At 47.8% G+C, this 26,133-nt stretch carries 37 protein-coding genes; 36 read left to right on the plus strand and 1 reads right to left on the minus strand.

Translation table 11 applies throughout. The features are described from left to right. Positions 1 to 6: 6 nt before the first annotated feature. The 34 genes from rpoC to rplQ all read left to right on the plus strand — a co-directional run bounded on the left by rpoC (position 7) and on the right by rplQ (position 22,998). Complete coding sequence (gene rpoC, locus ACIDF8_RS01050) at positions 7 to 4,266, plus strand: DNA-directed RNA polymerase subunit beta' (protein ID WP_412008792.1); 4,260 nt, start codon at positions 7 to 9, stop codon at positions 4,264 to 4,266. Between the two features lie 206 nt (positions 4,267 to 4,472). Further along, a complete protein-coding gene (gene rpsL, locus ACIDF8_RS01055) occupies positions 4,473 to 4,856 on the plus strand; it encodes a 30S ribosomal protein S12 (protein ID WP_091473213.1) in 384 nt (127 codons plus the stop codon). 98 nt (positions 4,857 to 4,954) lie between these two features. After that, complete coding sequence (gene rpsG / locus ACIDF8_RS01060) at positions 4,955 to 5,425, plus strand: 30S ribosomal protein S7 (protein ID WP_194748736.1); 471 nt, start codon at positions 4,955 to 4,957, stop codon at positions 5,423 to 5,425. Between the two features lie 55 nt (positions 5,426 to 5,480). Next, entirely contained in the window at positions 5,481 to 7,574 is a 2,094-nt protein-coding gene (gene fusA, locus ACIDF8_RS01065; protein WP_194748735.1) for an elongation factor G, read from the plus strand. Positions 7,575 to 7,626: 52 nt separating this feature from the next. Next, positions 7,627 to 8,817 (plus strand): elongation factor Tu, encoded by a 1,191-nt coding sequence (gene tuf / locus ACIDF8_RS01070; protein ID WP_026295380.1) that lies wholly within the window; start codon positions 7,627 to 7,629, stop codon positions 8,815 to 8,817. A gap of 58 nt (positions 8,818 to 8,875) precedes the next feature. After that, positions 8,876 to 9,184 carry a 30S ribosomal protein S10 gene (rpsJ, locus tag ACIDF8_RS01075; protein ID WP_018986280.1) on the plus strand — a complete coding sequence of 103 codons (309 nt, stop codon included), beginning with the start codon at positions 8,876 to 8,878 and terminating at the stop codon, positions 9,182 to 9,184. Positions 9,185 to 9,321: 137 nt separating this feature from the next. Further along, positions 9,322 to 9,972, plus strand: a complete 651-nt coding sequence (gene rplC, locus ACIDF8_RS01080) for a 50S ribosomal protein L3 (RefSeq protein ID WP_412008793.1) — start codon at positions 9,322 to 9,324, stop codon at positions 9,970 to 9,972. After that, a complete protein-coding gene (gene rplD / locus ACIDF8_RS01085; protein WP_412008794.1) occupies positions 9,972 to 10,598 on the plus strand; it encodes a 50S ribosomal protein L4 in 627 nt (208 codons plus the stop codon). Before rplC ends, rplD begins: the two co-directional genes overlap by 1 nt. Continuing rightward, positions 10,595 to 10,909 carry a 50S ribosomal protein L23 gene (gene rplW, locus ACIDF8_RS01090; protein WP_018986277.1) on the plus strand — a complete coding sequence of 105 codons (315 nt, stop codon included), beginning with the start codon at positions 10,595 to 10,597 and terminating at the stop codon, positions 10,907 to 10,909. Before rplD ends, rplW begins: the two co-directional genes overlap by 4 nt. A gap of 11 nt (positions 10,910 to 10,920) precedes the next feature. Next, positions 10,921 to 11,754: a 50S ribosomal protein L2 gene (rplB, locus tag ACIDF8_RS01095; protein ID WP_018986276.1), complete on the plus strand. Its 834-nt coding sequence runs from the start codon at positions 10,921 to 10,923 to the stop codon at positions 11,752 to 11,754. A gap of 5 nt (positions 11,755 to 11,759) precedes the next feature. Then, positions 11,760 to 12,035, plus strand: a complete 276-nt coding sequence (rpsS, locus tag ACIDF8_RS01100; RefSeq protein WP_018986275.1) for a 30S ribosomal protein S19 — start codon at positions 11,760 to 11,762, stop codon at positions 12,033 to 12,035. A 10-nt stretch (positions 12,036 to 12,045) separates the two neighbouring features. Continuing rightward, on the plus strand, positions 12,046 to 12,384 hold the full coding sequence (rplV, locus tag ACIDF8_RS01105) for a 50S ribosomal protein L22 (protein WP_194748731.1): 339 nt from the start codon (positions 12,046 to 12,048) through the stop codon (positions 12,382 to 12,384). 1 nt (position 12,385) lies between these two features. After that, entirely contained in the window at positions 12,386 to 13,102 is a 717-nt protein-coding gene (gene rpsC, locus ACIDF8_RS01110) for a 30S ribosomal protein S3 (protein ID WP_412008795.1), read from the plus strand. Beyond that, positions 13,086 to 13,502, plus strand: coding sequence for a 50S ribosomal protein L16 (gene rplP / locus ACIDF8_RS01115; protein WP_018986272.1), 417 nt, complete (start codon positions 13,086 to 13,088; stop codon positions 13,500 to 13,502). The genes rpsC and rplP overlap by 17 nt, the downstream gene beginning before the upstream one ends. Before the next feature lie 10 nt (positions 13,503 to 13,512). Continuing rightward, positions 13,513 to 13,707 carry a 50S ribosomal protein L29 gene (rpmC, locus tag ACIDF8_RS01120; protein ID WP_412008796.1) on the plus strand — a complete coding sequence of 65 codons (195 nt, stop codon included), beginning with the start codon at positions 13,513 to 13,515 and terminating at the stop codon, positions 13,705 to 13,707. After that, positions 13,704 to 13,961, plus strand: a complete 258-nt coding sequence (gene rpsQ, locus ACIDF8_RS01125; protein WP_412008797.1) for a 30S ribosomal protein S17 — start codon at positions 13,704 to 13,706, stop codon at positions 13,959 to 13,961. The genes rpmC and rpsQ overlap by 4 nt, the downstream gene beginning before the upstream one ends. Positions 13,962 to 14,171: 210 nt before the next feature. After that, on the plus strand, positions 14,172 to 14,540 hold the full coding sequence (gene rplN / locus ACIDF8_RS01130) for a 50S ribosomal protein L14 (RefSeq protein WP_018986269.1): 369 nt from the start codon (positions 14,172 to 14,174) through the stop codon (positions 14,538 to 14,540). Between the two features lie 17 nt (positions 14,541 to 14,557). Then, a complete protein-coding gene (rplX, locus tag ACIDF8_RS01135) occupies positions 14,558 to 14,875 on the plus strand; it encodes a 50S ribosomal protein L24 (protein WP_194748728.1) in 318 nt (105 codons plus the stop codon). 8 nt (positions 14,876 to 14,883) lie between these two features. Beyond that, a complete protein-coding gene (gene rplE / locus ACIDF8_RS01140) occupies positions 14,884 to 15,423 on the plus strand; it encodes a 50S ribosomal protein L5 (RefSeq protein WP_412008798.1) in 540 nt (179 codons plus the stop codon). Positions 15,424 to 15,426: 3 nt separating this feature from the next. Further along, positions 15,427 to 15,732: a 30S ribosomal protein S14 gene (gene rpsN, locus ACIDF8_RS01145; RefSeq protein WP_412008799.1), complete on the plus strand. Its 306-nt coding sequence runs from the start codon at positions 15,427 to 15,429 to the stop codon at positions 15,730 to 15,732. Between the two features lie 14 nt (positions 15,733 to 15,746). Beyond that, positions 15,747 to 16,142, plus strand: coding sequence for a 30S ribosomal protein S8 (gene rpsH, locus ACIDF8_RS01150; protein ID WP_412008800.1), 396 nt, complete (start codon positions 15,747 to 15,749; stop codon positions 16,140 to 16,142). Between the two features lie 11 nt (positions 16,143 to 16,153). After that, positions 16,154 to 16,687, plus strand: a complete 534-nt coding sequence (gene rplF, locus ACIDF8_RS01155) for a 50S ribosomal protein L6 (protein ID WP_412008801.1) — start codon at positions 16,154 to 16,156, stop codon at positions 16,685 to 16,687. A gap of 58 nt (positions 16,688 to 16,745) precedes the next feature. Beyond that, on the plus strand, positions 16,746 to 17,099 hold the full coding sequence (gene rplR / locus ACIDF8_RS01160; protein ID WP_194748723.1) for a 50S ribosomal protein L18: 354 nt from the start codon (positions 16,746 to 16,748) through the stop codon (positions 17,097 to 17,099). A gap of 14 nt (positions 17,100 to 17,113) precedes the next feature. Beyond that, a complete protein-coding gene (gene rpsE, locus ACIDF8_RS01165) occupies positions 17,114 to 17,623 on the plus strand; it encodes a 30S ribosomal protein S5 (protein ID WP_018986262.1) in 510 nt (169 codons plus the stop codon). A 2-nt stretch (positions 17,624 to 17,625) separates the two neighbouring features. Then, positions 17,626 to 17,820, plus strand: coding sequence for a 50S ribosomal protein L30 (gene rpmD, locus ACIDF8_RS01170; protein WP_019881237.1), 195 nt, complete (start codon positions 17,626 to 17,628; stop codon positions 17,818 to 17,820). Positions 17,821 to 17,822: 2 nt separating this feature from the next. Then, positions 17,823 to 18,260, plus strand: a complete 438-nt coding sequence (gene rplO, locus ACIDF8_RS01175; RefSeq protein WP_412008802.1) for a 50S ribosomal protein L15 — start codon at positions 17,823 to 17,825, stop codon at positions 18,258 to 18,260. Positions 18,261 to 18,284: 24 nt separating this feature from the next. Then, a complete protein-coding gene (secY, locus tag ACIDF8_RS01180) occupies positions 18,285 to 19,598 on the plus strand; it encodes a preprotein translocase subunit SecY (RefSeq protein ID WP_018986259.1) in 1,314 nt (437 codons plus the stop codon). 3 nt (positions 19,599 to 19,601) lie between these two features. Then, on the plus strand, positions 19,602 to 19,820 hold the full coding sequence (gene infA, locus ACIDF8_RS01185; protein ID WP_018986258.1) for a translation initiation factor IF-1: 219 nt from the start codon (positions 19,602 to 19,604) through the stop codon (positions 19,818 to 19,820). Positions 19,821 to 19,844: 24 nt separating this feature from the next. Continuing rightward, on the plus strand, positions 19,845 to 19,958 hold the full coding sequence (gene rpmJ, locus ACIDF8_RS01190) for a 50S ribosomal protein L36 (RefSeq protein WP_412008803.1): 114 nt from the start codon (positions 19,845 to 19,847) through the stop codon (positions 19,956 to 19,958). Between the two features lie 108 nt (positions 19,959 to 20,066). Next, on the plus strand, positions 20,067 to 20,429 hold the full coding sequence (gene rpsM, locus ACIDF8_RS01195) for a 30S ribosomal protein S13 (protein WP_018986257.1): 363 nt from the start codon (positions 20,067 to 20,069) through the stop codon (positions 20,427 to 20,429). 39 nt (positions 20,430 to 20,468) lie between these two features. After that, positions 20,469 to 20,858: a 30S ribosomal protein S11 gene (gene rpsK, locus ACIDF8_RS01200; RefSeq protein WP_018986256.1), complete on the plus strand. Its 390-nt coding sequence runs from the start codon at positions 20,469 to 20,471 to the stop codon at positions 20,856 to 20,858. Positions 20,859 to 20,905: 47 nt separating this feature from the next. Beyond that, positions 20,906 to 21,535 (plus strand): 30S ribosomal protein S4, encoded by a 630-nt coding sequence (gene rpsD, locus ACIDF8_RS01205; protein WP_412008804.1) that lies wholly within the window; start codon positions 20,906 to 20,908, stop codon positions 21,533 to 21,535. 56 nt (positions 21,536 to 21,591) lie between these two features. Beyond that, positions 21,592 to 22,578, plus strand: a complete 987-nt coding sequence (locus ACIDF8_RS01210; RefSeq protein WP_412008805.1) for a DNA-directed RNA polymerase subunit alpha — start codon at positions 21,592 to 21,594, stop codon at positions 22,576 to 22,578. A 33-nt stretch (positions 22,579 to 22,611) separates the two neighbouring features. After that, on the plus strand, positions 22,612 to 22,998 hold the full coding sequence (gene rplQ / locus ACIDF8_RS01215) for a 50S ribosomal protein L17 (RefSeq protein ID WP_412008806.1): 387 nt from the start codon (positions 22,612 to 22,614) through the stop codon (positions 22,996 to 22,998). Between the two features lie 45 nt (positions 22,999 to 23,043). On the opposite strand, the gene ACIDF8_RS01220 is transcribed toward rplQ, so the two are convergent. After that, entirely contained in the window at positions 23,044 to 23,226 is a 183-nt protein-coding gene (locus ACIDF8_RS01220; RefSeq protein ID WP_412008807.1) for a hypothetical protein, read from the minus strand. 144 nt (positions 23,227 to 23,370) lie between these two features. On the opposite strand from ACIDF8_RS01220, the gene mgtE reads away from it, so the two are divergent. Both mgtE and ACIDF8_RS01230 read left to right on the plus strand, forming a co-directional pair. Further along, on the plus strand, positions 23,371 to 24,828 hold the full coding sequence (gene mgtE / locus ACIDF8_RS01225) for a magnesium transporter (RefSeq protein WP_412008808.1): 1,458 nt from the start codon (positions 23,371 to 23,373) through the stop codon (positions 24,826 to 24,828). 10 nt (positions 24,829 to 24,838) lie between these two features. Then, positions 24,839 to 26,131 (plus strand): mechanosensitive ion channel family protein, encoded by a 1,293-nt coding sequence (locus ACIDF8_RS01230; protein ID WP_412008809.1) that lies wholly within the window; start codon positions 24,839 to 24,841, stop codon positions 26,129 to 26,131. Positions 26,132 to 26,133: the final 2 nt, after the last annotated feature.

The following is a 26,133-nucleotide window of genomic DNA, read 5'->3' on the forward strand; positions in this document are numbered from 1 at the left end:
GTCTCTATGAAAGCGTTATTAGATTTATTTAAACAGGTTACGCAAGAAGAAGAGTTCGACGCGATCAAGATCGCGCTGGCTTCACCTGAAAAAATCCGTTCATGGTCCTATGGCGAGGTGAAAAAGCCAGAAACCATCAACTACCGTACCTTCAAACCAGAGCGGGACGGTCTGTTCTGCTCTAAGATCTTTGGCCCGATCAAAGACTATGAGTGCTTGTGCGGTAAATACAAGCGTTTGAAACACCGCGGTGTGATTTGTGAGAAGTGTGGCGTTGAAGTCACCTTGAGCAAAGTGCGTCGTGAGCGTATGGGCCACATTGAGCTGGCTTCACCAGTGGCGCACATCTGGTTCCTGAAATCCTTGCCTAGCCGTTTGGGTATGGTGCTGGATATCGCCCTGCGTGACATCGAACGCGTGTTGTACTTTGAAGCATTCATCGTCATTGATCCAGGCATGACCCCCCTGACCCGTGGTCAGTTGTTGACTGAAGACGACTACCTGGCCAAGGTTGAAGAGTACGGTGACGAATTCAACGCCGTGATGGGTGCAGAAGCTGTGCGTGAATTGTTGCGCACCATGGATATCGAGCGCGAAATCGAGAAATTGCGTAGCGAACTGTCTGCGACCAGCTCAGAAGCCAAGATCAAGAAGATCGCCAAACGCCTGAAAGTACTTGAAGCCTTCCAGAAATCCGGCATTAAGCCTGAGTGGATGATCCTGGAAATCTTGCCAGTATTGCCACCAGAGTTGCGTCCATTAGTGCCACTGGATGGCGGCCGTTTTGCCACTTCTGATTTGAACGACCTGTATCGCCGCGTGATCAACCGTAACAACCGCTTGAAGCGTTTGTTAGAGCTGAAAGCCCCGGAAATCATCGTCCGTAACGAAAAGCGTATGCTGCAAGAAGCGGTAGACTCACTGCTGGATAACGGTAGACGCGGTAAAGTGATGACGGGTGCCAACAAGCGTCCGCTGAAGTCACTGGCTGACATGATCAAAGGTAAAGGCGGTCGTTTCCGTCAAAACCTGTTGGGTAAACGTGTGGACTACTCCGGGCGTTCCGTGATTGTGGTGGGTCCTCAGCTGAAACTGCATCAGTGCGGTCTGCCTAAGAAAATGGCACTGGAACTGTTCAAGCCTTTTATTTTCCACAAGCTGGAAGTATTAGGCCTGGCAACCACTATTAAAGCTGCGAAGAAAAAAGTGGAAGAGGAAGGACCAGAAGTTTGGGATATCCTGGAAGACGTGATCCGCGAGCATCCGGTGTTGTTGAACCGTGCGCCTACGCTGCACCGTCTGGGTATCCAGGCCTTTGAACCTGTCCTGATCGAAGGTAAAGCGATCCAGTTGCACCCATTGGTGTGTTCAGCCTTTAACGCCGACTTTGACGGTGACCAGATGGCGGTACACGTTCCATTGAGCCTGGAAGCGCAGATGGAAGCACGCACATTGATGCTGGCCTCCAACAACGTGCTGTCTCCAGCCAACGGCGAACCAATTATTGTGCCGTCACAGGATATCGTATTGGGTCTGTACTACATGACCCGCGAGAAAGTGGCTGCACGCGGCGAAGGCATGATCTTCAGCGACATCAAGGAAGTACAACGTGTGTACGACCAAGGCCTGATCGATTTGCACGCCAAGATTACGGTGCGTATCCGTGAGTTCGAGATGGATGTAACCGGTCAAAAAACCGAGAAATTCAATCGTTACAACACCACCGTTGGCCGTGCCTTGCTGTCAGAAATTCTGCCACCTGGCATGCCATATAGCTACATTGACAAGGCATTGAAGAAAAAAGAAATTTCACGCCTGATCAACGCCAGCTTCCGTAAGGTGGGCATCCGTGAGACCGTGATTTTTGCGGACAAACTGATGTACACAGGTTACTCCTACGCGACTAAAGCCGGTATCTCTATCAGCATTAACGATATGTTGGTGCCACCAGAGAAAGAGCAATTGATTGCTGCTGCCGATGCAGAAGTGAAAGAAATTGAAGACCAGTATGTTTCCGGTCTGGTGACACAAGGTGAGCGTTATAACAAGGTGGTCGACATCTGGGGCCGCGCGGGTGACAAAGTGGCTGAGGCCATGATGAAGCAGTTGCGTGAAGAGGATGTGAAAGACGCTGATGGTAATGTGGTGACTAAAGATGGTAAAACTGTCCGCCAAGAATCATTCAACGCAATCTACATGATGGCTGACTCTGGTGCGCGGGGTTCCGCAGCACAGGTGCGTCAGCTGGCCGGTATGCGTGGCCTGATGGCGAAACCGGATGGTTCCATTATTGAAACGCCGATTAAAGCGAACTTCCGTGATGGCCTGAACGTGTTGCAGTATTTTATTTCTACCCACGGTGCGCGTAAGGGTCTGGCCGATACGGCGCTGAAAACAGCGAACTCCGGTTACCTGACACGTCGTCTGGTCGACGTCACGCAAGACTTGGTTGTGACTGAGACCGATTGCGGTACGACAGAAGGTTTGGTCACTAAAGCGCTGGTTAAAGGCGGTGAAGTGGTTGAGCCATTGCATGACCGTATCCTGGGCCGTACCTCTGCTTTGGATATCCTGCATCCTGAAACTCAGGAAGTGGTGTATGAAGCGGGTACCTTGCTGGGTGAAGACGAAGTCGAAAAAATCGATGCCCTGGGCATTGATGAAGTCAAAGTGCGTACTGCCCTGACTTGCGATACCCGTTACGGGATTTGTGCCAAGTGTTATGGCCGTGACTTGGGTCGCGGCAAGCTGATCAGCATCGGTGAATCTGTTGGTGTGATTGCTGCGCAGTCTATCGGTGAACCTGGTACACAGTTGACCATGCGTACGTTCCACATCGGTGGTGCGGTATCGCGTGCAGCGTCCGTGTCACAAGTAGAAAGCAAGTCCAACGGTACTGCTGGCTTTACTTCGACCATGCGTTACGTGACTAACTCACGTGGTGAGCAGATCGTGATTTCCCGTAACGGTGAAGTGGTGATTTCTGACGACAATGGCCGTGAGCGTGAGCGTCATAAAGTACCTTACGGCGCGACACTGACCATCAACGATGGTAAAACAGTGAAAGCCGGTCAGGCATTGGCGACATGGGATCCACATACCCGTCCGATTATTACCGAGTACGCGGGTCGCGTGAAGTTCGAGAACGTTGAAGAAGGTGTCACCGTTGCTAAACAGGTGGATGAAGTCACAGGCTTGTCCTCACTGGTGGTGATTGATCCTAAACAGCGTGCTGGTTCATCCAAAGGCTTGCGCCCACAGGTGAAATTGCTGGATGCCAATGGCGTGGAAGTGAAAATTGCCGGGACTGAAACACCCGTTAACGTGACCTTCCAGCTGGGTTGTATCATTACCGTGAAAGATGGTCAGGAAGTGGGCGTGGGTGAAGTGCTGGCACGTATCCCGCAAGAATCTTCCAAAACACGGGATATTACCGGGGGTCTGCCACGTGTGGCTGAGCTGTTCGAAGCGCGTTCACCAAAAGATGCCGGTATGCTGGCTGAAGTGACGGGTACTGTGTCCTTCGGTAAGGACACCAAAGGTAAACAACGTCTGGTGATTACTGACCTCGACGGTGTGACCAGCGAGTTCCTGATTGCCAAAGACAAGCACGTCACCGCGCATGACGGTCAAGTGGTGACCAAAGGTGAAACCATCGTTGACGGCCCAGCTGATCCGCAAGATATCTTGCGCCTGCAAGGCCGTGAAGCACTGGCCCGTTACATCATCGACGAAGTGCAAGACGTTTACCGCTTGCAGGGCGTGAAGATTAACGACAAGCACATTGAAGTGATTGTGCGTCAGATGCTGCGCCGTGTGAAAGTACAAGATGCCGGTGACACCAGCTTCATTCCTGGTGAGCAGGTAGAACGTGCGGATCTGTTGACAGAAAACGAACGCGTGATTGCCGAAGATAAACGTCCGGCAACCTTCGAGTACGTGTTGCTGGGTATTACTAAAGCATCGCTGTCTACCGATTCGTTCATCTCTGCCGCGTCCTTCCAGGAAACCACACGCGTGTTGACCGAAGCGGCGATTTTGGGCAAACGCGACGATCTGCGTGGCCTGAAAGAAAACGTCATTGTGGGTCGCTTGATTCCAGCCGGTACCGGTTTGGCTTATCACGAGTCCCGCAAGCGTGCAGCGATTGCGTCCCTGACGCCAAATGCTGCTGAACCTTCAGAAGCGATGTTGGCTGCTGAAGCGATGTTTGCGCCAGAAGAAGTGGTTGAAGAAACCGCAACGGACGACAACGCAACCGAGTAATTTTCTGCGTTAGCGGTCGTCAGGCCGGGTAATAAAACAAGGGGTGTCAAGTATGAATAATGCTTGACACCCCTTGACTCGTTTATTAGAATGCTGGGTTTCTCAGAATAGCCTTATTGTCTCAATAAGGCGTTATTGTTGATATGCCGCCAGTCCTGAGTTTCCTGCTTAGTTGGTGGATTTTTAAAGGTGAAGAGGTTAAGGCAATGCCAACCATTAATCAGTTAGTACGTAAACCACGCGTTAAAGTGGTAACCAAGAGCAAGGTTCCAGCCCTGGAATCCTGCCCGCAAAAGCGTGGTGTATGTACACGTGTATATACAACGACTCCTAAAAAGCCAAACTCAGCGTTGCGTAAGGTTGCCAAAGTGCGCCTGACTAACGGCTACGAAGTCATTAGCTACATCGGTGGTGAAGGCCACAACTTGCAAGAGCACTCTGTGGTGCTGTTGCGTGGCGGTCGTGTAAAAGACTTGCCAGGTGTGCGTTACCACATGGTGCGCGGTAGCTTGGATACGGCTGGTGTGAAAGACCGTAAACAGTCCCGTTCCAAATACGGTGCTAAGCGTCCTAAAGAAGCAAAAGCTTAATTTTTTAAGTGTTTGCCGGACAATCGTCCAATTTTTATAGCGGCTGAAATGCCTTTGCTGTGTGTTTGCTAGCAAAATTTAAATGAAAGAGAATAGTTATGCCTAGACGTAGAGAAGTCCCCAAACGTAATATCTTGCCGGATCCAAAATTTGGTAGTCAGGAAGTATCCAAATTCGTAAACGTATTGATGACTGGTGGTAAAAAATCAGTTGCTGAACGTATCGTTTACGGTGCATTTGATCAAGTAGCCAGCAAGAGTGGCAAAGATCCGCTGGAATTATTCACCACAGCGTTGAACAATCTGCGCCCTATCGTTGAAGTAAAGAGTCGCCGCGTCGGTGGTGCTAACTATCAGGTTCCTGTTGAAGTGCGTCCAAGCCGCCGTAGCGCGTTGGCGATGCGTTGGTTGCGTGATGCAGCGCGTAAGCGTGGCGAAAAGTCCATGGGTCTGCGCCTGGCTGCTGAGTTGCTTGAGGCCTCCGAAGGCCGTGGCGCCGCAATGAAGAAACGTGAAGAAGTTCACCGTATGGCAGAAGCCAACAAGGCTTTCTCACACTTCCGTTTTTAATTAAACGACCTCGTTCTTTAATAATTAGTTGAATTGATAGCAAAGGTAAAGCATCGTGGCACGTAAAACCCCTATTGAACGCTACCGTAATATTGGTATTTCTGCGCACATTGACGCAGGTAAAACAACCACGACAGAACGTATTCTGTTCTACACTGGTGTGAACCATAAAATTGGTGAGGTGCACGATGGTGCAGCGACCATGGACTGGATGGAGCAAGAGCAGGAGCGTGGGATTACCATTACTTCTGCGGCAACCACCTGTTTCTGGAAAGGCATGGACCTGTCTTTGCCTGAGCATCGATTCAACATTATTGATACCCCAGGGCACGTAGACTTCACGATTGAAGTTGAGCGTTCCATGCGCGTGCTTGACGGCGCCTGTATGGTGTACTGTGCCGTGGGTGGTGTGCAACCACAATCCGAAACTGTTTGGCGCCAAGCCAATAAATACAAAGTGCCACGTCTGGCCTTTGTGAACAAAATGGACCGTTCCGGTGCCGATTTCTTCAAAGTTGTAGAGCAGATGAAAACACGTCTGCGCGCAAGCCCGGTGCCAGTGGTGATCCCAATTGGCCGTGAAGATACTTTCACTGGCGTCGTTGATCTCATGAAAATGAAAGCCATCATCTGGGATGAGGCTTCTCAAGGCATGAAATTTACTTATGGTGAGATTCCGGCTGATCTGGTTGAGACTGCTAAAAAATGGCGCGAGCAGATGGTTGAATCTGCAGCTGAAGCCAGCGAAGATTTGATGAACAAATACCTGGAAAACGGTGATTTGGAAGAGAAAGACATCGTGTTTGGTCTGCGTACGCGTACCATTGCGGGTGAAATTCAGCCGATGCTGTGCGGTTCTGCCTTTAAAAACAAAGGCGTGCAACGTATGTTGGATGCGGTGATTCAGTTCCTGCCATCTCCAGTAGATATTCCTGATGTGACCGGTGAAGATGATGATGGCAAACCAGCCAGCCGTAAAGCCGATGATAAAGAAGGGTTCTCTGCGCTGGCATTTAAATTAATGACAGACCCGTTTGTTGGTCAGCTGACATTTATCCGCGTTTACTCAGGTGTATTGAATAAAGGTGATACCGTGCTCAACTCTGTGAAGGGTAAAAAAGAGCGTATCGGTCGTATCGTTCAGATGCACGCGAATAACCGTGAAGAAGTGGATGAAGTGTTGGCAGGCGACATTGCAGCCTGTATCGGTTTGAAAGAAGTGACCACAGGTGAATCTCTGTGCTCTCCAGACAAGCCTATCATCCTTGAGCGCATGGTATTCCCTGAGCCAGTGATTCACGTGGCTGTTGAGCCAAAAACTAAGAGCGACCAGGAAAAAATGGGCTTGGCATTGGGCCGTTTGGCACAAGAAGACCCTTCTTTCCGCGTGCGTTCCGACGAAGAATCTGGCCAAACCATTATTTCCGGTATGGGTGAATTGCACCTGGAAATTCTGGTTGACCGTATGAAGCGTGAATTCAACGTTGAAGCCAACGTAGGTGCGCCACAAGTGGCTTACCGTGAGGCTATCCGCAAAGCGGTTGAGGTTGAAGGTAAATTCGTTAAACAGTCCGGTGGTAAAGGTCAGTACGGTCACGTATGGCTCAAAATGGAGCCAAATGAGGCTGGTAAAGGCTACGAGTTCGTGGATGCCATTAAAGGCGGTACTGTGCCACGTGAATTTATCCCTGCAGTGGATAAAGGTCTGCGTGAAACGATTCCAGCAGGTGTTCTGGCAGGCTTCCCAGTGGTTGACGTAAAAGTGACCCTGTTTGATGGTTCCTACCATGACGTTGACTCGAACGAAAACGCGTTCAAGATGGCAGCTTCTATCGGCTTCAAAGACGGTATGCGTAAAGCAGATCCAGTGTTGTTGGAGCCTATGATGGCGGTGGAAGTTGAAACGCCTGAAGAGTACATGGGTGATGTGATGGGTGACTTGTCATCTCGTCGCGGTATCATCCAGGGCATGGATGACATGCCTGGCGGTGGTAAAGCAATTAAAGCTGAAGTGCCACTGTCTGAAATGTTTGGTTACTCCACTGTGGTTCGCTCCTTGTCACAAGGTCGCGCAACTTACAGCATGGAATTCAAGCATTACGCTGATGCGCCGAAAAACGTTGCTGATGCAATCATCAACAAAAAATAATTGATTTATCAAATCACTGATATTTAAAGTATTGAATTAAAGGAAAACAATCATGGCAAAAGGCAAATTTGAACGTACCAAGCCACACGTGAACGTTGGTACGATTGGTCACGTTGACCACGGTAAGACAACATTGACAGCGGCGATCACTACTGTGTTGACGAAGAAATTTGGTGGCGAAGCAAAAGCTTACGACCAAATTGACGCAGCACCAGAAGAAAAAGCACGTGGTATTACTATTAACACTGCGCACGTTGAATATGAGACAGCTACTCGTCACTATGCACACGTTGACTGCCCAGGCCACGCTGACTACGTTAAAAACATGATTACCGGTGCTGCCCAGATGGACGGCGCGATCTTGGTATGTTCCGCTGCTGACGGTCCTATGCCACAAACACGTGAGCACATCCTGTTGGCCCGTCAGGTTGGCGTACCATACATCGTTGTGTTCCTGAACAAAGCAGACATGGTTGACGATGCTGAATTGCTGGAACTGGTTGAAATGGAAGTGCGTGACTTGCTGAGCAAGTATGACTTCCCAGGTGACGACACTCCAATCATCAAAGGTTCTGCTAAATTGGCCCTTGAAGGCGACCAATCAGAAATCGGCGAACCAGCCATCTTCGCATTGGCTGACGCATTGGACAGCTACATCCCAACCCCAGAGCGTGCTATCGACGGTACATTCCTGATGCCAGTAGAAGACGTGTTCTCTATCTCTGGTCGTGGTACTGTGGTAACAGGCCGTGTTGAGCGTGGTATCGTTAAAGTCGGCGACGAAATCGAAATCGTTGGTCTGAAGCCAACACTGAAAACCACCTGTACTGGTGTTGAAATGTTCCGTAAACTGCTGGACCAAGGTCAAGCAGGTGACAACGTAGGTGTACTGCTGCGTGGTACTAAGCGTGAAGAAGTAGAACGTGGTCAAGTATTGGCTAAATCCGGTTCTATCAAGCCACACACCAAGTTCACCGCTGAGATCTACGTGTTGGGTAAAGATGAAGGTGGTCGTCATACACCATTCTTCAACGGCTACCGTCCACAGTTCTACTTCCGTACCACTGACGTGACTGGTGCAGTTGAGTTGCCAGCAGGTACAGAAATGGTGATGCCAGGTGATAACGTATCTATCACTGTGACATTGATCGCTCCGATCGCGATGGAAGACGGTCTGCGTTTTGCGATCCGTGAAGGTGGTCGTACCGTTGGTGCTGGCGTTGTTGCCAAAATCATCGAGTAATTCTTTTTATGAGCGGCAGGATGATCCTGCCGCTTTTTGCTCTTTTTAAGGAAAAAACATGGCAGCTCAAAAAATTCGTATCCGTTTGAAAGCATTTGATTATCGTTTGATCGACCAATCAGCTTTGGAAATCGTTGATACTGCTAAACGTACTGGTGCAGTTGTTAAAGGTCCAGTGCCATTGCCAACACGTATCGAGCGTTTTGATATTCTGCGCTCACCACACGTGAACAAAACTTCCCGTGACCAGTTTGAAATCCGTACCCATCAACGTTTGATGGACATCGTGGATCCTACAGATAAAACGGTAGATGCATTGATGAAATTGGATTTGCCAGCTGGTGTGGATGTAGAGATCAAGCTTTAATTTTTAAAGTTGTCATCACAAATAACCTTTTTGAAAGAAAAGGTTATTGTCAAATCAAGAATAGTTCGGTATAATCCGCGCTCTTCGGTGGACGGTCAATTGTAATCGTCCACTTTAACTATTATAAGGAACTGATCATGAGCTTAGGGCTTATTGGTCGCAAGGTGGGCATGACCCGCATTTTTACAGAAGAAGGCGCAAGCGTTCCTGTAACAGTGCTGGAAGTGATTCCTAACCGCGTGACACAAGTAAAGACAGTCGCAACTGATGGCTATACAGGTCTTCAGGTTGCTTACGGTGAGCGTCGTGCCAGCCGTATCAACAAAGCGCTGACTGGTCATTATGCCAAGGCTGGCGTTACTGCTGGTGCTGGTATCAAAGAATTCAATGTGGCTGAAGATGTATTGGCTAACTTCCAAGTGGGTGGCAATGTCACTGTAGACATTTTCTCCGTTGGTCAGTTGGTTGATGTGACGGGTACATCCATTGGTAAAGGTTTTGCCGGTGCGATCAAGCGTCATAACTTCTCCTCTAACCGTGCATCCCACGGTAACTCACGTTCACATAACGTACCAGGTTCTATCGGTATGGCGCAGGATCCAGGTCGAGTATTCCCTGGTAAGCGCATGCCTGGTCATTTGGGTGATGCTAAAGTCACTACCCAAAACCTGGAAATCGTACGTGTAGACGTAGAGCGTAACCTGTTGTTGATTAAAGGTTCCGTACCTGGCTCCAAAGGTGGCAATGTTGTAGTTCGTCCAGCCATCAAGTCGAAAGGGGCTAAATAATGGAATTGAAACTTATCGATCAAAACGGCAAAGTGGCAAAAAAAGGCGTGGATGCGTCTGATGTTACTTTCGGTCGTGAATTTAACGAGTCTCTGGTGCATGAAGTGGTTGTGGCTTACCTGGCGAACGCCCGTACAGCGACCCGCGCTCAAAAGACACGTGCAACAGTTGCCCACACTACCCATAAGCCATTTGCGCAAAAGGGTACTGGTAACGCCCGTGCTGGTATGGCATCGAGCCCTATCTGGCGTGGAGGTGGTCGTGCCTTCCCAAATAGCCCTAACGAAAACTACAGCCACAAAGTAAACCGTAAGGCTTACCGTGCTGGTATGCAGACTATTTTGTCTGAGTTGGTGCGTCAGGACCGTTTGAAAGTGGTAGATAACTTTACTGTTGATACCCCTAAAACAAAACAATTCGTACAAAAAATCAATGCCCTGGGCATCGACGGTGGCGTGCTGCTGTTGACTGACGGCTTTGATGAGAATTTGTACTTGTCTTCCCGTAACCTGCCAAACGTATTGGTAGTTGAAGCGCAATATGCTGACCCAGTAAGTCTGGTGCGTTTCCCTAACGTTTTGGTCACAGCGAATGCTGTGAAAAAACTAGAGGAGATCTTGGCATGATTACCGCAGCTACAAAAACACAAGATCGTTTGTTGCAAGTGATTTTGGCTCCACAAATTACTGAAAAGGCAACATTCATTGCTGACAAGCATCAGCAAATTGCTTTTAAAGTGCGTACCGATGCAACCAAGCCAGAAATTAAGGCGGCTGTTGAATTGGTGTTCAAGGTTGAAGTGGCTTCTGTGTCTGTGATTAATGTTGCAGGTAAAGTGAAGCGCGCTGGCCGTCGCATGGGTAAGCGTAGCGACTGGAAAAAAGCTTATGTGAGCTTGAAGCCAGGTCAAGAAATTAACTTTGCAGCTGGCGAATAAGGAGAGAAGACATGGCATTAGTTAAAGTCAAACCAACTTCCCCCGGTCGTCGCGGTGTATTGAAAGTTGTTACACCAGATTTGCATAAAGGCAAGCCTTACGCGCCGCTGTTGGAAAGTCAAAGCAAGAATGCAGGTCGTAACAACAACGGTCGCATCACGACCCGTCACCAAGGTGGTGGTCATAAACAGCATTACCGTATTGTTGACTTCCGTCGTAACAAGGATGGTATTCCTGCAACTGTTGAGCGTATTGAGTACGATCCAAACCGTACAGCTAACATTGCATTGTTGTGCTATGCGGATGGTGAACGTCGTTACATCATTGCACCACGCGGCATTGCTGCCGGTGCACAATTGATCAGTGGTTCAGAAGCGCCTATCCGTGCTGGTAATGCCTTGCCATTGCGCAACATTCCAGTGGGTAGCACGATTCACTGCATCGAAATTCAACCTGGTAAAGGTGCGCAGATTGCCCGTTCAGCTGGTACTTCAGTACAACTGTTGGCGCGTGAAGGCTCTTACGCTCAGTTGCGTTTGCGTTCAGGTGAAGTTCGTCGTGTGCATGTAGACTGCAAGGCCACTTTGGGTGAAGTCGGTAATGAAGAGCATTCCTTGCGTTCTATCGGTAAAGCCGGTGCAATGCGTTGGCGCGGTGTTCGTCCAACCGTTCGCGGTGTGGTAATGAACCCGATCGACCACCCGCACGGTGGTGGTGAAGGCCGTACTGCTGCTGGTATGAGCCCAGTCTCTCCATGGGGTCAGAAAACTAAGGGTTATCGTACTCGTAAGAACAAGCGTACCGATAACATGCGCGTAAGTCGTCGTCCGAGAAATGTAAGGTAATCGCTATGGCACGTTCTATTAAAAAAGGTCCATTTGTGGATGCACATTTGGCGAAGAAAGTCGAAACCGCTGTAGCGGGTCGCGACCGTAAACCAATCAAAACTTGGTCACGTCGCTCGACTGTATTGCCAAACTTTATTGGTTTAACCATCGCAGTGCACAACGGCAGACAGCATGTGCCTGTGTTGATTTCTGAAAACATGGTTGGTCACAAGCTCGGTGAATTTGCGTTGACTCGCACATTCAAGGGTCACGCGGCTGATAAAAAAGCGAAGAAGTAAGGGGCTGATAATGCAAGTTACTGCAGTTTTAAAAGGCGTACACCTTTCTCCGCAAAAAGCGCGTTTGGTGGCTGACCTTGTGCGTGGCAAAAAAGTAGATCAAGCACTGAACATCTTGGCGTTCACCCCTAAGCGTGGTGCCGAGATTATCAAAAAAGTGGTTGAGTCTGCGATTGCTAACGCCGAACACAACAATGGTGCTGATATCGACACATTGAAGGTAACTTCAATCTATGTGGATAAAGGCTTGGTGATGAAGCGTATCCGTGCACGTGCAAAAGGTCGCGCTGGTCGTATTACGAAACCAACCTGTCATATTCATGTGACAGTCGGTGACTCAAAGGAATAATATGGGACAGAAAATTCATCCAATTGGGTTCCGTTTGAGCGTTCAGAAAAACTGGGCCTCACGTTGGTACTCTAATAGCCAGAACTTCCCTGCGATGTTGCAAGGTGACATCAAAGTACGTGAGTTCTTGAACAAAAAACTGGCTAGCGCTGCTGTGAGCCGCATCGTGATTGAGCGTCCTGCTAAGAACGCTAAAATTACGATTCACAGTGCACGCCCAGGCGTTGTCATCGGTAAAAAAGGTGAGGACATCGAATCCTTGCGTTCTAGCCTGCAAGGCCTAATGGGTGTGCCAGTGCACCTGAACATTGAAGAAGTACGCAAGCCAGAATTGGACGCGACTTTGATTGCACAATCTATTGCACAGCAATTGGAAAAACGTGTGATGTTCCGTCGTGCCATGAAGCGTGCGATGCAAAACGCAATGCGTTTGGGCGCACAAGGCATCAAGATCATGAGTTCCGGTCGTTTGAACGGTATCGAAATTGCACGTACCGAATGGTACCGTGAAGGCCGTGTGCCTCTCCATACACTGCGTGCTGATATCGACTACGGTGTGGCTGAAGCTTCAACCACCTACGGTATCATCGGAATTAAAGTTTGGGTATTCAAAGGCGAGATCTTCGGTGACAACGCTGCTGCAAATGCTGCGGTTGCTGATGCTGAGCCAGAGAAAAAAGTAAGAAAGCCGAGGGCTAAAGATGCTGCAACCAGCTAGACAGAAATACCGTAAGATGCAAAAGGGTCGCAATAAAGGTATTGCGACTACTGGTAACAAGGTGAGCTTTGGTGAATTTGGTTTGAAAGCGATCGGCCGTGGTCGCTTGACAGCACGCCAGATTGAAGCTGCCCGTCGTGTGATGACTCGTCACATTAAACGGGGTGGCCGCGTTTGGATTCGTGTGTTCCCGGATCAACCGATTTCTAAGAAACCTGCTGAAGTACGTATGGGTAACGGTAAGGGTAGCGTGGACTACTACATCGCCCAGATTCAGCCAGGTAAGATGTTGTACGAGATGGATGGCGTGAGCGAAGAATTGGCTCGCGAAGCTTTCAGATTGGCTGCTGCTAAGTTGCCAGTTGAAACTACATTCATGACACGTCAAATTGGCAGTTAAGGAGTAGTAAATGAAAGCTTCTGAATTGAGAGCAAAGTCAGCAGATGAGCTCAACAACGAGTTGGTTGAGCTTCGTCGCGCGCAGTTTTCCCTGCGCATGCAGTTGGCCACCCAACAATTGAACAAGGTAGATCAGCTGGGTAAAGTACGCAAGGATATCGCTCGCGTGAACACCGTTTTGGCTGAGAAAGCGAAACAGGCATGATGACTGAAAAAGCGAAAGTAGTACGCAGTTTGACTGGTCGCGTGGTAAGCAACAAAATGGATAAAACCGTGACTGTGCTTGTCGAGCGTAAAGTGAAACACCCTCTGATTGGTAAAGTGGTTGTTAAATCGAACAAGTTTCATGCGCATGATGAAAACAATGCATGTAATGAAGGCGATCTGGTTACCATTACCGAATCACGCCCATACTCCAAGACCAAAACTTGGGTAGTAAGCAAAATCGAAGCTAAATAAGGCTTTCAAATATAAAACCGGAAAAACGCTTGTCATAAGCGTTTTTTTGGTTGTATAATGTTGGACTTTTCGGTGCCCGCCTTAGTTGGCATGTAGCTGGCACCCCAATACTGACCGTGGTCTATTGGCCTTAACGTGTTTTTTGGGCGTAAGTTCAAAAAGCAGGCGGCCGGTAGTGGTTATAACGGATTAAGTTGGAGATTATTTCTCATGATTCAAATGCAATCTCGGCTGGAAGTGGCCGACAACACTGGTGCGCGTTCCGTTCAGTGTATCAAGGTCTTGGGTGGTTCCAAGCGTCGTTACGCCAGCATTGGCGACATCATCAAGGTCAGCGTGAAAGATGCTGCGCCTCGTGGTCGCGTCAAGAAAGGTGAAATCTACAACGCTGTGGTTGTGCGCACTGCTAAAGGTGTTCGCCGTCCAGATGGTTCGTTAGTTAAATTTGATGCCAATGCTGCAGTGTTGTTGAACAACAAGCTGGAGCCGATTGGTACACGTATTTTTGGCCCTGTGACACGTGAACTGCGTAGTGAGCGCTTCATGAAGATTGTTTCACTGGCGCCTGAAGTGTTGTAAGGCTTGGAGACAATCAAATGAGCAAAATTCGCAAAGGTGACCAGGTCATTCTGAATACAGGTAAAGATGCAGGTAAAACAGGCACTGTTTTAAGCGTCTTGCCAAGCGGCCATGTAGTGGTTGAAGGTTTGAATGTAGTGAAAAAACACACTCGTCCTAACCCCATGCGTGGTATCACTGGTGGCATCATCAGCAAGGAAATGCCGGTTGACGGCTCCAATGTGGCGATTTACAACGCTGCAACACAAAAAGCTGATCGTGTTGGTTTTAAGGTACTGGAAGATGGTCGCAAGATTCGTGTATTCAAATCAAGCGGCGAGTCTATCGACGCATAGGAATAAATATGGCACGTTTAAAACAGTATTATAACGATACAGTAGTAGCCAAATTGACAGAACAATTTGGTTATACCTCACCAATGCAGGTGCCACGTATCGAAAAAATTACCCTGAACATGGGTGTGGGTGAAGCAGTCGCTGACAAGAAAGTCATGGAAAACGCTGTTTCTGATATGGAGAAGATTGCCGGTCAGAAGCCAATTGTGACTAAGGCGAAGAAATCCGTAGCGGCCTTTAAAATCCGTGATGATTATCCTGTAGGTTGCAAGGTAACCCTGCGCCGTGAGCGTATGTATGAATTCCTGGATCGTCTGATCACTGTGGCTATTCCACGTATCCGTGACTTCCGTGGTATTTCCGGCAAGTCTTTTGATGGCCGTGGTAACTACAACATGGGTGTGAAAGAGCAGATCATTTTCCCAGAAATCGAATACGACAAAATCGATGCGCTGCGTGGGATGAACATCACCATTACGACAACAGCAAAATCAGACGAAGAAGCGAAAGCTCTTTTGGCTGCGTTTAGTTTCCCTTTCAGAGGTTAAGTCATGGCAAAAGTATGTATGACAGAGCGCGAGCAAAAGCGTCGCGAAACCGTTAAAAAATTCGCAGCTAAACGTGCTGAGTTGGAGGCTGTCATCAACGATCAGTCTGCCAGCGTTGAAGATCGCATGGCTGCACGCTTGAAATTGCAAAGTTTGCCCCGTAACTCCAGTCCTGTTCGCACACGTAACCGTTGTGCTTTGACTGGCCGTCCACGTGGTGTGTTTAGTAAATTTGGTATCGCACGTAACGAGTTGCGTAAGTTGATGATGGCTGGTCACGTACCAGGCGTCACCAAGGCCAGCTGGTAACGGAGGAATAAAACATGAGTATGAGTGATCCGATTGCCGATATGTTGACCCGTATTCGTAACGCGCAGCGTACGAATAAAACAACTGTTTCAATGCCTGCTTCCAAGTTGAAGGGTGCAATTGCAAATGTGTTGAAAGACGAAGGTTATATCGACGATTTCAACGTTCAAAACAATGACGGTAAGCCTGTTTTGAACATTAGCCTGAAATACTACGCCGGTCGTCCAGTGATTGAGAAGATTGAGCGCGTATCCAAGCCAGGTTTGCGTATCTATAAAGGCAGCCAAAACCTGCCTAAAGTAATGAACGGTTTGGGTGTGACGATTGTTTCGACATCCAAAGGCGTGATGACTGATCGTAAAGCACAAGCTGCCGGCATTGGTGGCGAAGTTCTGTGCATCGTGGCCTAAGGAGAATCAATATGTCACGTGTTGCTAAAAATCCGATTGCAATTCCTGCGAAAGTGGAAGTTGTAATCTCTGCCTCAGAAGTCGCTGTGAGCGGTCCTTTGGGTAAATTGACTCAAGCGTTGTCTGCTGATATTTCAGTAGTTCGCGAAGGTGAGCAGTTGTTGGTAAAAACCAATGGCGAAACACAGCATGCAAGAGCGATGTCTGGTACAACCCGCGCATTGCTGGCTAATATGGTGCAAGGTGTTTCTGCTGGCTTTACCCGTAAGCTGTCACTGATTGGTGTGGGTTACAAAGCAAATGCTCAAGGTTCTACATTGAACCTGGAGCTCGGCTACTCACACCCGATCAATCACAAAATGCCTGAAGGCGTTACTGTACAGACACCTACTCCAACTGAAGTAGTGTTGACAGGCGCTAACAAGCAAGTGGTTGGTCAAGTGGCTGCTCAAATTCGCGCTTACCGTGCCCCTGAACCTTACAAAGGTAAAGGTGTTCGTTATGCTGACGAAGTGGTGGTCATTAAAGAGACCAAGAAAAAATAAGTAAGGCACTTGTAGGTTAAATAACCTGAACAGTGATTCAACATTAAAGGTAAATTCAATGAAAAACGTAAATAACCGCTTGCGCAGAGCACGTAAAACCCGTGCCAAAATCGCCGAGTTGAAAGTGACACGTTTGAGTGTACATCGCACCAATACCAATATCTACGCACAGATCATTGCTGAAACTGGCGATCGCGTATTGGCGAGTGCATCCACCGTTGAGGCTGAAGTGCGTCAACAACTGAAAAATGGCGGCAACATCGAAGCTGCAACCCTGATTGGTAAGCGTATTGCTGAAAAAGCGGCAAAAGCGGGCATTACCACTGTTGCATTTGATCGTTCAGGCTACAAGTATCACGGTCGTATCAAGGCTTTGGCTGACGCTGCCCGTGAATCTGGTCTCAAATTCTAAGGGTGAGATAAAGAATGGCTAAAGATATTGAACAACAGCAGCAAACCGACGGTTTGCGCGAAAAGATGATTACCGTTAACCGTGTAAGTAAAACGGTTAAAGGTGGTCGTATCATGAGCTTCGCTGCTTTGACCGTAGTTGGTGATGGTGATGGTGCCGTTGGTATGGGTAAAGGTAAAGCACGTGAAGTGCCTGTGGCTGTACAAAAAGCCATGGACGAAGCCCGTCGCAGCATGGTGAAAGTAAACCTGAATAACGGTACGTTGCACCACGCAGTGACTGGTGTTCACGGTGCAGCTAAAGTGCTGATTCAGCCAGCTTCTGAAGGTACCGGTATTATTGCTGGTGGCGCAATGCGTGCGATTTTCGAAGTGATGGGCGTGACTAACGTGGTTGCAAAAAGTATTGGTTCTACCAATCCTTACAACCTGGTTCGTGCGACCTTGAATGGTCTGGCATCCATGAATACACCGGCTGAAATTGCCGCTAAACGTGGTAAGACCGTAGAAGAAATCAGAGGTTAATCATGGCTAAAGCAAAAAAAGAAAGCGCTACTTTAAAAGTAACGCTGGTTAGAAGTTTGATTGGTCGTATTGAAGCACACAAAGCCACAGTTCGTGGTTTGGGTCTGCGTCGTATGCACCATACTGTAGAAGTGCAGGACACTCCTGAAATTCGCGGCATGATTAACGCTGTGAGTTATCTTTTGAAGGTTGAATAATCATGCAATTAAACACGATTAAGCCTGCTGCAGGCGCAAAAAAAGCCCCTCGTCGTTTAGGTCGTGGTATTGGTTCTGGCTTAGGTAAAACTGGTGGCCGTGGTCACAAAGGTCAGAAATCCCGTGCTGGTGGTTTCCACAAGGTTGGTTTCGAAGGTGGTCAAATGCCTTTGCAACGTCGTTTGCCAAAACGCGGTTTTAACTCATTGACACAAGCTGACACCGCGCGTATCCGTACCAGCGAGCTGAGCTTGGTTGATGCGGAAGTGGTTGATATTTTGGCCTTGAAAGCAGCTAAATTGGTGCCAGCGACTGCTAAAGCAGTGAAAGTGTACCTGTCTGGTGACGTATCTGCCAAAGTGCAAGTGCAAGGGTTGTTGTTGACCAAAGGTGCTAAAGCAGCCATCGAATCCGCTGGCGGCAAAGTGCTGGAAGTATAAACGTAGTCAAAAGAGAGTATCAGCTTGGCACAGGATAATATCTTAAGTTCCGTTGGCAAACTTGGTGAATTAAAAAGCCGTTTGTGGTTCTTGTTGGGTGCGTTGGTGGTTTACCGCCTGGGCGCACATATTCCAGTGCCAGGCATTGATCCTACCGTGTTGAAGCAGTTGTTCGACACGCAGAAGGACGGCATTTTGGGCATGTTTAACATGTTCTCCGGTGGGGCGTTGTCACGCTTTACCGTGTTTGCCTTAGGCATCATGCCGTACATTTCTGCCTCGATTATTATGCAGTTGCTGACTGTGGTGTCACCGCAGTTGGAGCAGCTTAAAAAAGAAGGTGAAGCTGGTCGACGCCAGATTACCAAGTATACCCGTTATGGAACGGTGTTACTTGCCACATTCCAGGCATTAGGCATTGCCATCGCACTGGAAGGACAGGCTGGTTTGGTATTGGATCCAGGCTTCGCTTTTCGTATTACTGCGGTAACCACATTGGTTGCCGGTACGATGTTTTTGATGTGGTTGGGCGAGCAGATTACCGAGCGTGGGATTGGGAATGGGATATCAATTATCATTTTTGCCGGGATTGTCGCTGGTCTGCCGCACGCAATTGGCAGTACGCTGGATCTGGCAAAAACCGGTGCGTTCTCCATTCCATTAGTGATGTTCTTGTTTGTCGCTGTGATTTTGGTAACCGCATTAGTTGTGTTTGTTGAGCGTGGTCAACGCAAGATTACGGTGAACTACGCGAAGCGTCAGGTGGGTAACCGCATTTATGGTGGTCAATCTACCCACTTGCCATTGAAGTTGAATATGTCTGGCGTGATTCCGCCGATTTTCGCTTCAAGTATTATTTTGTTCCCTGCCACCTTGGCTGGCTGGTTTGGGAGTAGCGAGCATATGTATTGGTTGAAGGATGTGAGTGCGAAACTCTCTCCTGGTCAGCCGTTGTATATCTTGTTGTTTGCAGCAGCGATTTTGTTCTTTGCTTTTTTCTATACGGCATTGGTATTCAATCCAAAAGAAACAGCAGATAACTTGAAGAAAAGTGGTGCGTTTGTCCCTGGGATTCGTCCAGGTGAGCAAACGGCTAAATATATTGACCGCATCATGGGCCGTTTGACATTGATTGGTGCGTTATACATTACGCTGGTTTGTTTGTTGCCAGAGTTTTTAGTGTTGAAATTTAATACCCCGTTCTACTTTGGTGGTACTTCATTGTTGATTATCGTTGTCGTGACGATGGATTTTATGACGCAGGTGCAATCCCATCTGATGTCGCAACAGTATGAAGGCTTGCTGAAAAAGGCAAACTTTAAGGGAACGGGTAAGTAAAAGATGGCAAAAGAGGATCGCATTGAGATGCAGGGTGAGATTCTTGAGAATCTTCCGAATGCAACTTTTAAAGTGAAACTAGAAAACGGTCATACAGTACTTGGTTACATTTCAGGCAAGATGCGCATGCATTACATCCGTATTTTGCCAGGTGACAAAGTCACTGTGGAGATGACCCCTTATGATTTAACCCGTGCGCGAATTACATTCCGCGCAAAGTAAGTGAATTAACTAAAGGAAAGTAAGATGAGAGTTCGCGCATCAGTTAAAACATTATGCCGTAACTGTAAAGTCGTAAGACGTCGCGGTGTTGTTCGCATTATTTGTTCTGACCCACGTCATAAACAACGTCAAGGTTAATGGTAAACAATTGCTTGTGAGGGTGTAGGGAAGCTGATATAATATGCGGCTTTTCTTTTCTACGCACAAGTTTGATCGTGAAAAACGATTGATTATTGGAGTTTAAGTATGGCTCGTATTGCCGGGGTAAATATCCCAAACCACAAACATGCAGAAATTGCTCTGACCTCTATCTACGGTATTGGTCGCAATACTGCGCAGAAAATCTGTGCTGCCGCTGGTGTTTTGACCACTGTAAAGGTTAAAGACTTGAGCGATGCAGAAGTAGAAAAGCTGCGTGACGAAGTGGCTAAATACACTGTTGAAGGTGACTTGCGTCGTGAAGTGACCATGAACATCAAACGTTTGATGGACTTGGGTTGCTACCGCGGTATTCGCCATCGTCGTGGCTTGCCAGTACGCGGTCAGCGTACCAAAACCAATGCGCGTACACGCAAAGGCCCGGTTAAAGCCATCAAACAAGCTAAATAATCTTTATTGAACAAAAGTAAATATTAAGGACAGTACAACATGGCAAAAGCTAATGTACGCGTTAGAAAAAAAGTTAAAAAGAATATTGCCGAGGGTATTGCCCACGTGCACGCTTCTTTTAACAACACGATTATCACGATTACCGATCGTCAGGGCAATGCGTTGTCATGGGCTACGTCCGGTGGTCAAGGTTTTAAAGGTTCACGTAAGAGTACCCCATTTGCTGCACAGGTAGCTTCTGAAGTCGCTGGTAAAGCAGCTCAGGAATCTGGTGTTAAGAATCTGGAAGTACGTATTAAAGGTCCAGGTCCAGGTCGTGAATCTGCTGTGCGTGCGTTGAATGCTGCTGGTTTCAAAATCACTAGCATTACTGATGTGACTCCGGTGCCTCATAACGGCTGCCGTCCACCGAAGAAACGCAGAATTTAATTCATTTCGCTGTCACAGATTAGCGAATCGATTACTGGAGAACTATTTTGGCTAGAAATTTAGACCCTAAATGCCGTCAATGCCGTCGTGAAGGTGAAAAGCTGTTTCTGAAAGCAGAAAAATGCTTTACAGACAAATGCGCAATTGAAAAGCGCAACTTCGCACCAGGTCAGCATGGTCAACGCCGTAACTCACGTCTGTCAGACTATGGCGTGCAATTGCGTGAGAAACAAAAAGTGCGTCGTATTTACGGCGTATTGGAAGGTCAGTTCCGTACTTACTATGCTGAAGCTGACCGTCAAAAAGGCATTACAGGTGAGAGCCTGTTGCAGTTGCTGGAATCCCGTCTGGACAACGTTGCATACCGCATGGGTTTGGCTGGTTCCCGTTCTGAAGCACGTCAAGTTGTCCGTCATAACGCGATTTTGGTTAACGGCAAGCGCGTAAACATTCCTTCCTATCAAGTGAAGGCTGGTGACGTGGTGTCTGTGGCTGATAAAGCGAAAACACAATTGCGTATTAAAGCAGCTGTTGAAGCAGCTGAGCAGCGTGGTTTCCCTGAGTGGTTGGAAGTCGACGTCAAAGCATTGTCTGGTAAGTTCAAGGCTAAACCTCAGCGTGATGAGTTGCCTGCTACCATCAATGAATCATTGATCGTTGAATTGTATTCTAAGTAATCGCTTAGTCTAGGCTAAGGTTTATTTTTTAATACCCAATTACTTCAAGGAATTGTATGCAAAGTAACCCTACAGATTATTTGAAGCCACGTGTTGTGGACGTTGAAGTGATTACTCCACTCCGCGCACGTGTGACTTTGGAGCCAATGGAACGTGGCTTTGGCTATACCTTGGGTAATGCGTTAAGAAGAGTATTGCTCTCTTCCATTCCGGGTTTTGCCATTACTGAAGTAAAAATCGATGGAGTTGTGCATGAGTACTCCACCATCGAAGGTGTGCAGGAAGATGTCGTTGATATCTTGCTGAACCTTAAAGGTGTTGCTTTAAAGCTGCACAACAAAACCGAAACCATTTTGGTCTTAAACAAAAGCGGTGAAGGTGTTGTGACTGCTGGTGATTTTGAAGTTGGTCATGATGCTGAGATTGTAAATCCAAACCACGTCATTGCTCACATCACTAAAGGTGGTAAGTTGAACCTGGAAGTGAAAGTGGAAATGGGCCGCGGTTATCAGCCTGTACCAGCGCGCCAGAAGGCCAATGACGAAGATCGTGTACTTGGCTTTATGATGGTGGATGCTTCTTTCAGCCCTATCAACAAGGTTAGTTACCATGTTGAGAGTGCGCGTGTTGAGCAACGTACCGACCTCGACAAGCTGATTATGGATGTAGAAACAAACGGCATTATCGAACCTGAACAGGCTATTCGTGATGCAGCGCGTATTCTGATTGGTCAGTTGTCTGTGTTTGCGAACTTGGAAGGTGCTTCCGCTGATGTTGAAGTGAAAGCCGCTCCACAGGTAGATCCTATCCTGTTGCGTCCAGTAGATGATCTGGAATTGACAGTACGTTCTGCCAACTGCCTCAAAGCAGAAAATATTTTCTACATTGGTGATTTGATTCAGCGTACTGAAAACGAATTGCTGAAGGCGCCAAACCTGGGTAGAAAATCATTAAATGAAATTAAAGATGTGTTGGCCTCTAAAGGTTTAACACTGGGAATGAAGCTGGAAAACTGGCCACCTGTTGGCTTGGAAAAAGCTTAATTTCTAATAAGATAAATACTTAAGGAAATTACTATGCGTCACGGTAATAGCAATCGTAAATTGAACAGAACCAGCAGCCACCGTGCTGCCATGTTCCGCAACATGGTGACCTCTTTGCTGCGTCACGAAGTGATCAAAACAACTTTGCCAAAAGCAAAAGAGCTGCGTAAATACGCTGAGCCTCTGATCACTTTGGGTAAAACACCTACCCTGGCAAACCGTCGTCTGGCGTTCAGCCGTCTGCGCGATCGTGATATCGTTGGCAAACTGTTCGGTGAACTGGGCCCACGTTACAATGCACGCAATGGTGGTTATCTGCGTATTTTGAAATGTGGTTTCCGTAACGGAGACAATGCGCCTATGGCATTTGTTGAGTTGGTTGACCGTCCAGAAGTCACAGAAGCACCAGCTGCAGAGTAATAAACTCTGACGCATCCATAAAAAAGCCAGCATACGCTGGCTTTTTTATTTTGTATGGCTGGCTTGCCACCATTCACCCACTTCTAGCATGGTAAATGGCCAGAACAAGGTTGTCTGCCCCTCATTGCCAGTGTCTTGTAAGATGGGAATGCTAGTTTGATAGCGTTCCAGCAATTTTTCATCGTCAATAATGTCAATGTATTGGTAAGGTAATTTTAACGCCTGCAAGATGCGCTCAGCATCATCACAAAGGTGGCATCCGCGGGTGCCAAATAATATCAATCCCTTTTGCATAAAAGTCTAGGTAGTGTCATCAACGCTTTGTACAATAATACCTGCAAAAAATAACACCTGCTCAACATTGGATAATGCATGACAGAAACTCACGAACAAGATGAAAAAGTAATTGAGGGCAAAGAGAGTCTCGGTGAGACCTTGCAGCAGGTGATCCATTTATTGGGTAAGCACAAGCTCGTAGAGCATGTGGTGCACAGGCAGGATATGCCGAATCATAACCTGGTTGAGAATCTTGTGCATAAGCAGAATCTCAGCATTCTGCAACATAAACTAGATCAGTTACACCCGGCGGACGTCGCTTATATTCTAGAGTCATTGCCATTAGACGACCGTTTGATGGTTTGGGATTTGGTCAAGGCAGAACGCGATGGCGAAATTCTGCTGGAAGTGTCGGATGCTGTCCGTCAAACATTGATTGCGGACATGGACAGCGAAGAGTTGCTGGCAGCCGCCGAACAACTTGATACCGATGAACTGGCTGATCTGGCACCAGACCTGCCTAAAGATGTTTTACAGGACTTGTTATATAGCCTGGATACACAACATCGGGAGCGCTTGCAGTCAGCGCTGTCCTATCCAGATGATACAGTGGGATCGATTATGGATTTTGATATCGTCACCATCCGTGACGATATCACCCTGGAAGTGGTCTTGCGCTATCTGCGCAGGCTTCCCAAATTTCCTGACCATACCGATAAGCTATTCGTCATTAACCGTGATGACATCCTTCAAGGGGTGTTGCCTCTCAAACGCATTATCCTCAATGATCCTGAGACCAAGGTCGGCGATATCATGTCTAGCGATGCCGTGGTCTTTCATCCTGAAGACATGGCAGACCAGGCGGCGATGGCGTTTGAACGTTATGACCTGGTGACCGCACCTGTTGTTGATAATAATCGCAAGCTGGTTGGCAGGATTACCGTGGATACGGTGATGGATATCATCCGTGAAGAAGCTGAGGCGGATATGTTGTCCCTCGCCGGCTTGCGCGAAGAGGAAGACTTTTTTGCGTCTATCTGGAAGTCTGTGCAAAACCGTTGGGCGTGGCTGGCAATTAACCTGGTGACTGCTTTGGTGGCCTCCCGCGTGATTGGTCTATTTGAGGGCAGTATTGAGCGGATTGTCGCTTTGGCCGCGCTGATGCCGATTGTAGCCGGCATAGGGGGTAACTCTGGCAATCAAACCACTACCATGATTGTTCGTGGCTTGGCTTTGGGGCAAATATCCGGTTACCACATGAAGTCTTTGCTGCAGAAGGAAATGGGCGTTGCGCTGCTGAATGGTGTGATTTGGGGCAGTGTGCTCGGTTTGGTTGCTTTCTGGCTCTATCATAGCGCTGCGTTAGGCTTGGTCATGATGGCTGCCATGACGCTCAATTTATTATTGGCTGCGATTATAGGCGTCACCATCCCATTGGTAATGAATAAACTGGACCGGGACCCCGCGGTGGGTTCCAGCGTCTTAATTACCGCAATTACCGACAGTGGTGGCTTTATGATTTTCCTCGGCCTCGCCACCATCTTCTTGTTATAAGCGCTCGTACATGGATAACGATATTAATATTCTCTGGAAAGAAATTGCGCACGACCTGAGTTCAGTGTCTGCGTTGTGGCAATTATTCATTATTGGTGCCGTCCTGGCGGTGAGTGGTTTATTAAACCTACATTTGCGCAAGCAAATTGAAGCTGGACGGGTCAATATCGTTTACAAAATGCTGCTGGGTGGCATCGAGCGGCTATTTTTCCCTTTGGTCGCATTTTTAATGCTGCTGGTGGCACGGCTTAGCTTGGAACACTGGATGCATGTTGGCTTAATTAAGTTATCCGTGCGGATGCTGCTGGCCATGGTTGTGATCCGTAGCTTTGTTTATGTGCTGCGTTATGTGTTTTCACCAGGGGCCTGGTTGCATTCGTTTGAACGCGTCATTGCATGGAGTGTATGGGTCATTGTCGCGTTACATATCAGCGGCTTCCTCGATCCTGCACTGCAGATTCTCGAAGACGTGAAATTCAGCGTAGGTAAGCAAAAGCTTAATCTGCTGTTGCTCTTGCAGGGAAGTCTAACGATAGTCATCACCATGCTGGTAGCGTTGTGGCTGAGTCGCATGATTGAACTCAGGCTCATGGCCGCTACTAACATTAATGGCAACTGGCGTGTAATCATGGTTAAGTTGGTGCGCATGGTCGCGATTGTGATTGCTTTACTGATGTCGATGGCTGCGGTGGGGATAGATGTCACAATGCTGTCAGTATTTGGCGGAGCGCTTGGCGTAGGCCTGGGTTTTGGCTTGCAAAAGATCGCCAGTAACTACGTGAGCGGTTTTATCATTTTGATGGACAAGTCCTTACACATGGGCGATTTGATTACCATTGGTGATCATCATGGTATCGTGCAAGAGTTGCGTTCCCGCTACATGATCCTGCAGAAACCTGATTCGACAGAAATTATCATTCCTAACGAAAAGATGATAACCGATGTAGTAATTAATCATACCTCCGCAGCACATACAGCCAAGGTGCCTATCCCTATCCAGATCTCCTATGAAAGTGATCTTGATCTGGCGATACAGATATTAAAAGAAATCGGTAGAACACACGAGCGAACCATTCAGGACGATGCAGCGGTAGATGTCACCATCAAGTCATTTGGCCAGAATGGTATTGATTTAGTGCTAGCGGTTTGGGTTCCAAACCCAGAGGAAGGTACAGCCAAATTGCAAAGTGACATTTATTATGAGATCTGGCGGCGTTTCAAAGAGAATAATATTCGGATTCCATATCCTCAGCAGGAGGTGCGTATTATTTCCTCTTCAAAGACTGTAAATAGCGACACATAAAC

It is taken from the genome of Methylophilus sp. 3sh_L (genome assembly GCF_046766015.1).
In the GTDB taxonomy this organism is placed as follows: Bacteria; Pseudomonadota; Gammaproteobacteria; order Burkholderiales; family Methylophilaceae; genus Methylophilus.

Coding starts and splice junctions, on each gene's coding strand:
- rpsC (WP_412008795.1), top strand. CDS start 12,386: ATGGGACAGAAAATTCATCCAATTGGGTTCCGTTTGAGCGTTCAGAAA.
- rpmC (WP_412008796.1), top strand. CDS start 13,513: ATGAAAGCTTCTGAATTGAGAGCAAAGTCAGCAGATGAGCTCAACAAC.
- mgtE (WP_412008808.1), top strand. CDS start 23,371: ATGACAGAAACTCACGAACAAGATGAAAAAGTAATTGAGGGCAAAGAG.
- rpmJ (WP_412008803.1), top strand. CDS start 19,845: ATGAGAGTTCGCGCATCAGTTAAAACATTATGCCGTAACTGTAAAGTC.
- rplF (WP_412008801.1), top strand. CDS start 16,154: ATGTCACGTGTTGCTAAAAATCCGATTGCAATTCCTGCGAAAGTGGAA.
- rplC (WP_412008793.1), top strand. CDS start 9,322: ATGAGCTTAGGGCTTATTGGTCGCAAGGTGGGCATGACCCGCATTTTT.
- rpsN (WP_412008799.1), top strand. CDS start 15,427: ATGGCAAAAGTATGTATGACAGAGCGCGAGCAAAAGCGTCGCGAAACC.
- rplD (WP_412008794.1), top strand. CDS start 9,972: ATGGAATTGAAACTTATCGATCAAAACGGCAAAGTGGCAAAAAAAGGC.
- rplW (WP_018986277.1), top strand. CDS start 10,595: ATGATTACCGCAGCTACAAAAACACAAGATCGTTTGTTGCAAGTGATT.
- rpsL (WP_091473213.1), top strand. CDS start 4,473: ATGCCAACCATTAATCAGTTAGTACGTAAACCACGCGTTAAAGTGGTA.
- rpsE (WP_018986262.1), top strand. CDS start 17,114: ATGGCTAAAGATATTGAACAACAGCAGCAAACCGACGGTTTGCGCGAA.
- rplB (WP_018986276.1), top strand. CDS start 10,921: ATGGCATTAGTTAAAGTCAAACCAACTTCCCCCGGTCGTCGCGGTGTA.
- rplE (WP_412008798.1), top strand. CDS start 14,884: ATGGCACGTTTAAAACAGTATTATAACGATACAGTAGTAGCCAAATTG.
- ACIDF8_RS01230 (WP_412008809.1), top strand. CDS start 24,839: ATGGATAACGATATTAATATTCTCTGGAAAGAAATTGCGCACGACCTG.
- rplQ (WP_412008806.1), top strand. CDS start 22,612: ATGCGTCACGGTAATAGCAATCGTAAATTGAACAGAACCAGCAGCCAC.
- rpsM (WP_018986257.1), top strand. CDS start 20,067: ATGGCTCGTATTGCCGGGGTAAATATCCCAAACCACAAACATGCAGAA.
- rplN (WP_018986269.1), top strand. CDS start 14,172: ATGATTCAAATGCAATCTCGGCTGGAAGTGGCCGACAACACTGGTGCG.
- rplO (WP_412008802.1), top strand. CDS start 17,823: ATGCAATTAAACACGATTAAGCCTGCTGCAGGCGCAAAAAAAGCCCCT.
- tuf (WP_026295380.1), top strand. CDS start 7,627: ATGGCAAAAGGCAAATTTGAACGTACCAAGCCACACGTGAACGTTGGT.
- rplX (WP_194748728.1), top strand. CDS start 14,558: ATGAGCAAAATTCGCAAAGGTGACCAGGTCATTCTGAATACAGGTAAA.
- rplP (WP_018986272.1), top strand. CDS start 13,086: ATGCTGCAACCAGCTAGACAGAAATACCGTAAGATGCAAAAGGGTCGC.
- rpoC (WP_412008792.1), top strand. CDS start 7: ATGAAAGCGTTATTAGATTTATTTAAACAGGTTACGCAAGAAGAAGAG.
- infA (WP_018986258.1), top strand. CDS start 19,602: ATGGCAAAAGAGGATCGCATTGAGATGCAGGGTGAGATTCTTGAGAAT.
- ACIDF8_RS01210 (WP_412008805.1), top strand. CDS start 21,592: ATGCAAAGTAACCCTACAGATTATTTGAAGCCACGTGTTGTGGACGTT.
- rplV (WP_194748731.1), top strand. CDS start 12,046: ATGCAAGTTACTGCAGTTTTAAAAGGCGTACACCTTTCTCCGCAAAAA.
- rpsH (WP_412008800.1), top strand. CDS start 15,747: ATGAGTATGAGTGATCCGATTGCCGATATGTTGACCCGTATTCGTAAC.
- rpsJ (WP_018986280.1), top strand. CDS start 8,876: ATGGCAGCTCAAAAAATTCGTATCCGTTTGAAAGCATTTGATTATCGT.
- rpsG (WP_194748736.1), top strand. CDS start 4,955: ATGCCTAGACGTAGAGAAGTCCCCAAACGTAATATCTTGCCGGATCCA.
- rpsK (WP_018986256.1), top strand. CDS start 20,469: ATGGCAAAAGCTAATGTACGCGTTAGAAAAAAAGTTAAAAAGAATATT.
- rpsS (WP_018986275.1), top strand. CDS start 11,760: ATGGCACGTTCTATTAAAAAAGGTCCATTTGTGGATGCACATTTGGCG.
- rpmD (WP_019881237.1), top strand. CDS start 17,626: ATGGCTAAAGCAAAAAAAGAAAGCGCTACTTTAAAAGTAACGCTGGTT.
- rplR (WP_194748723.1), top strand. CDS start 16,746: ATGAAAAACGTAAATAACCGCTTGCGCAGAGCACGTAAAACCCGTGCC.
- rpsQ (WP_412008797.1), top strand. CDS start 13,704: ATGATGACTGAAAAAGCGAAAGTAGTACGCAGTTTGACTGGTCGCGTG.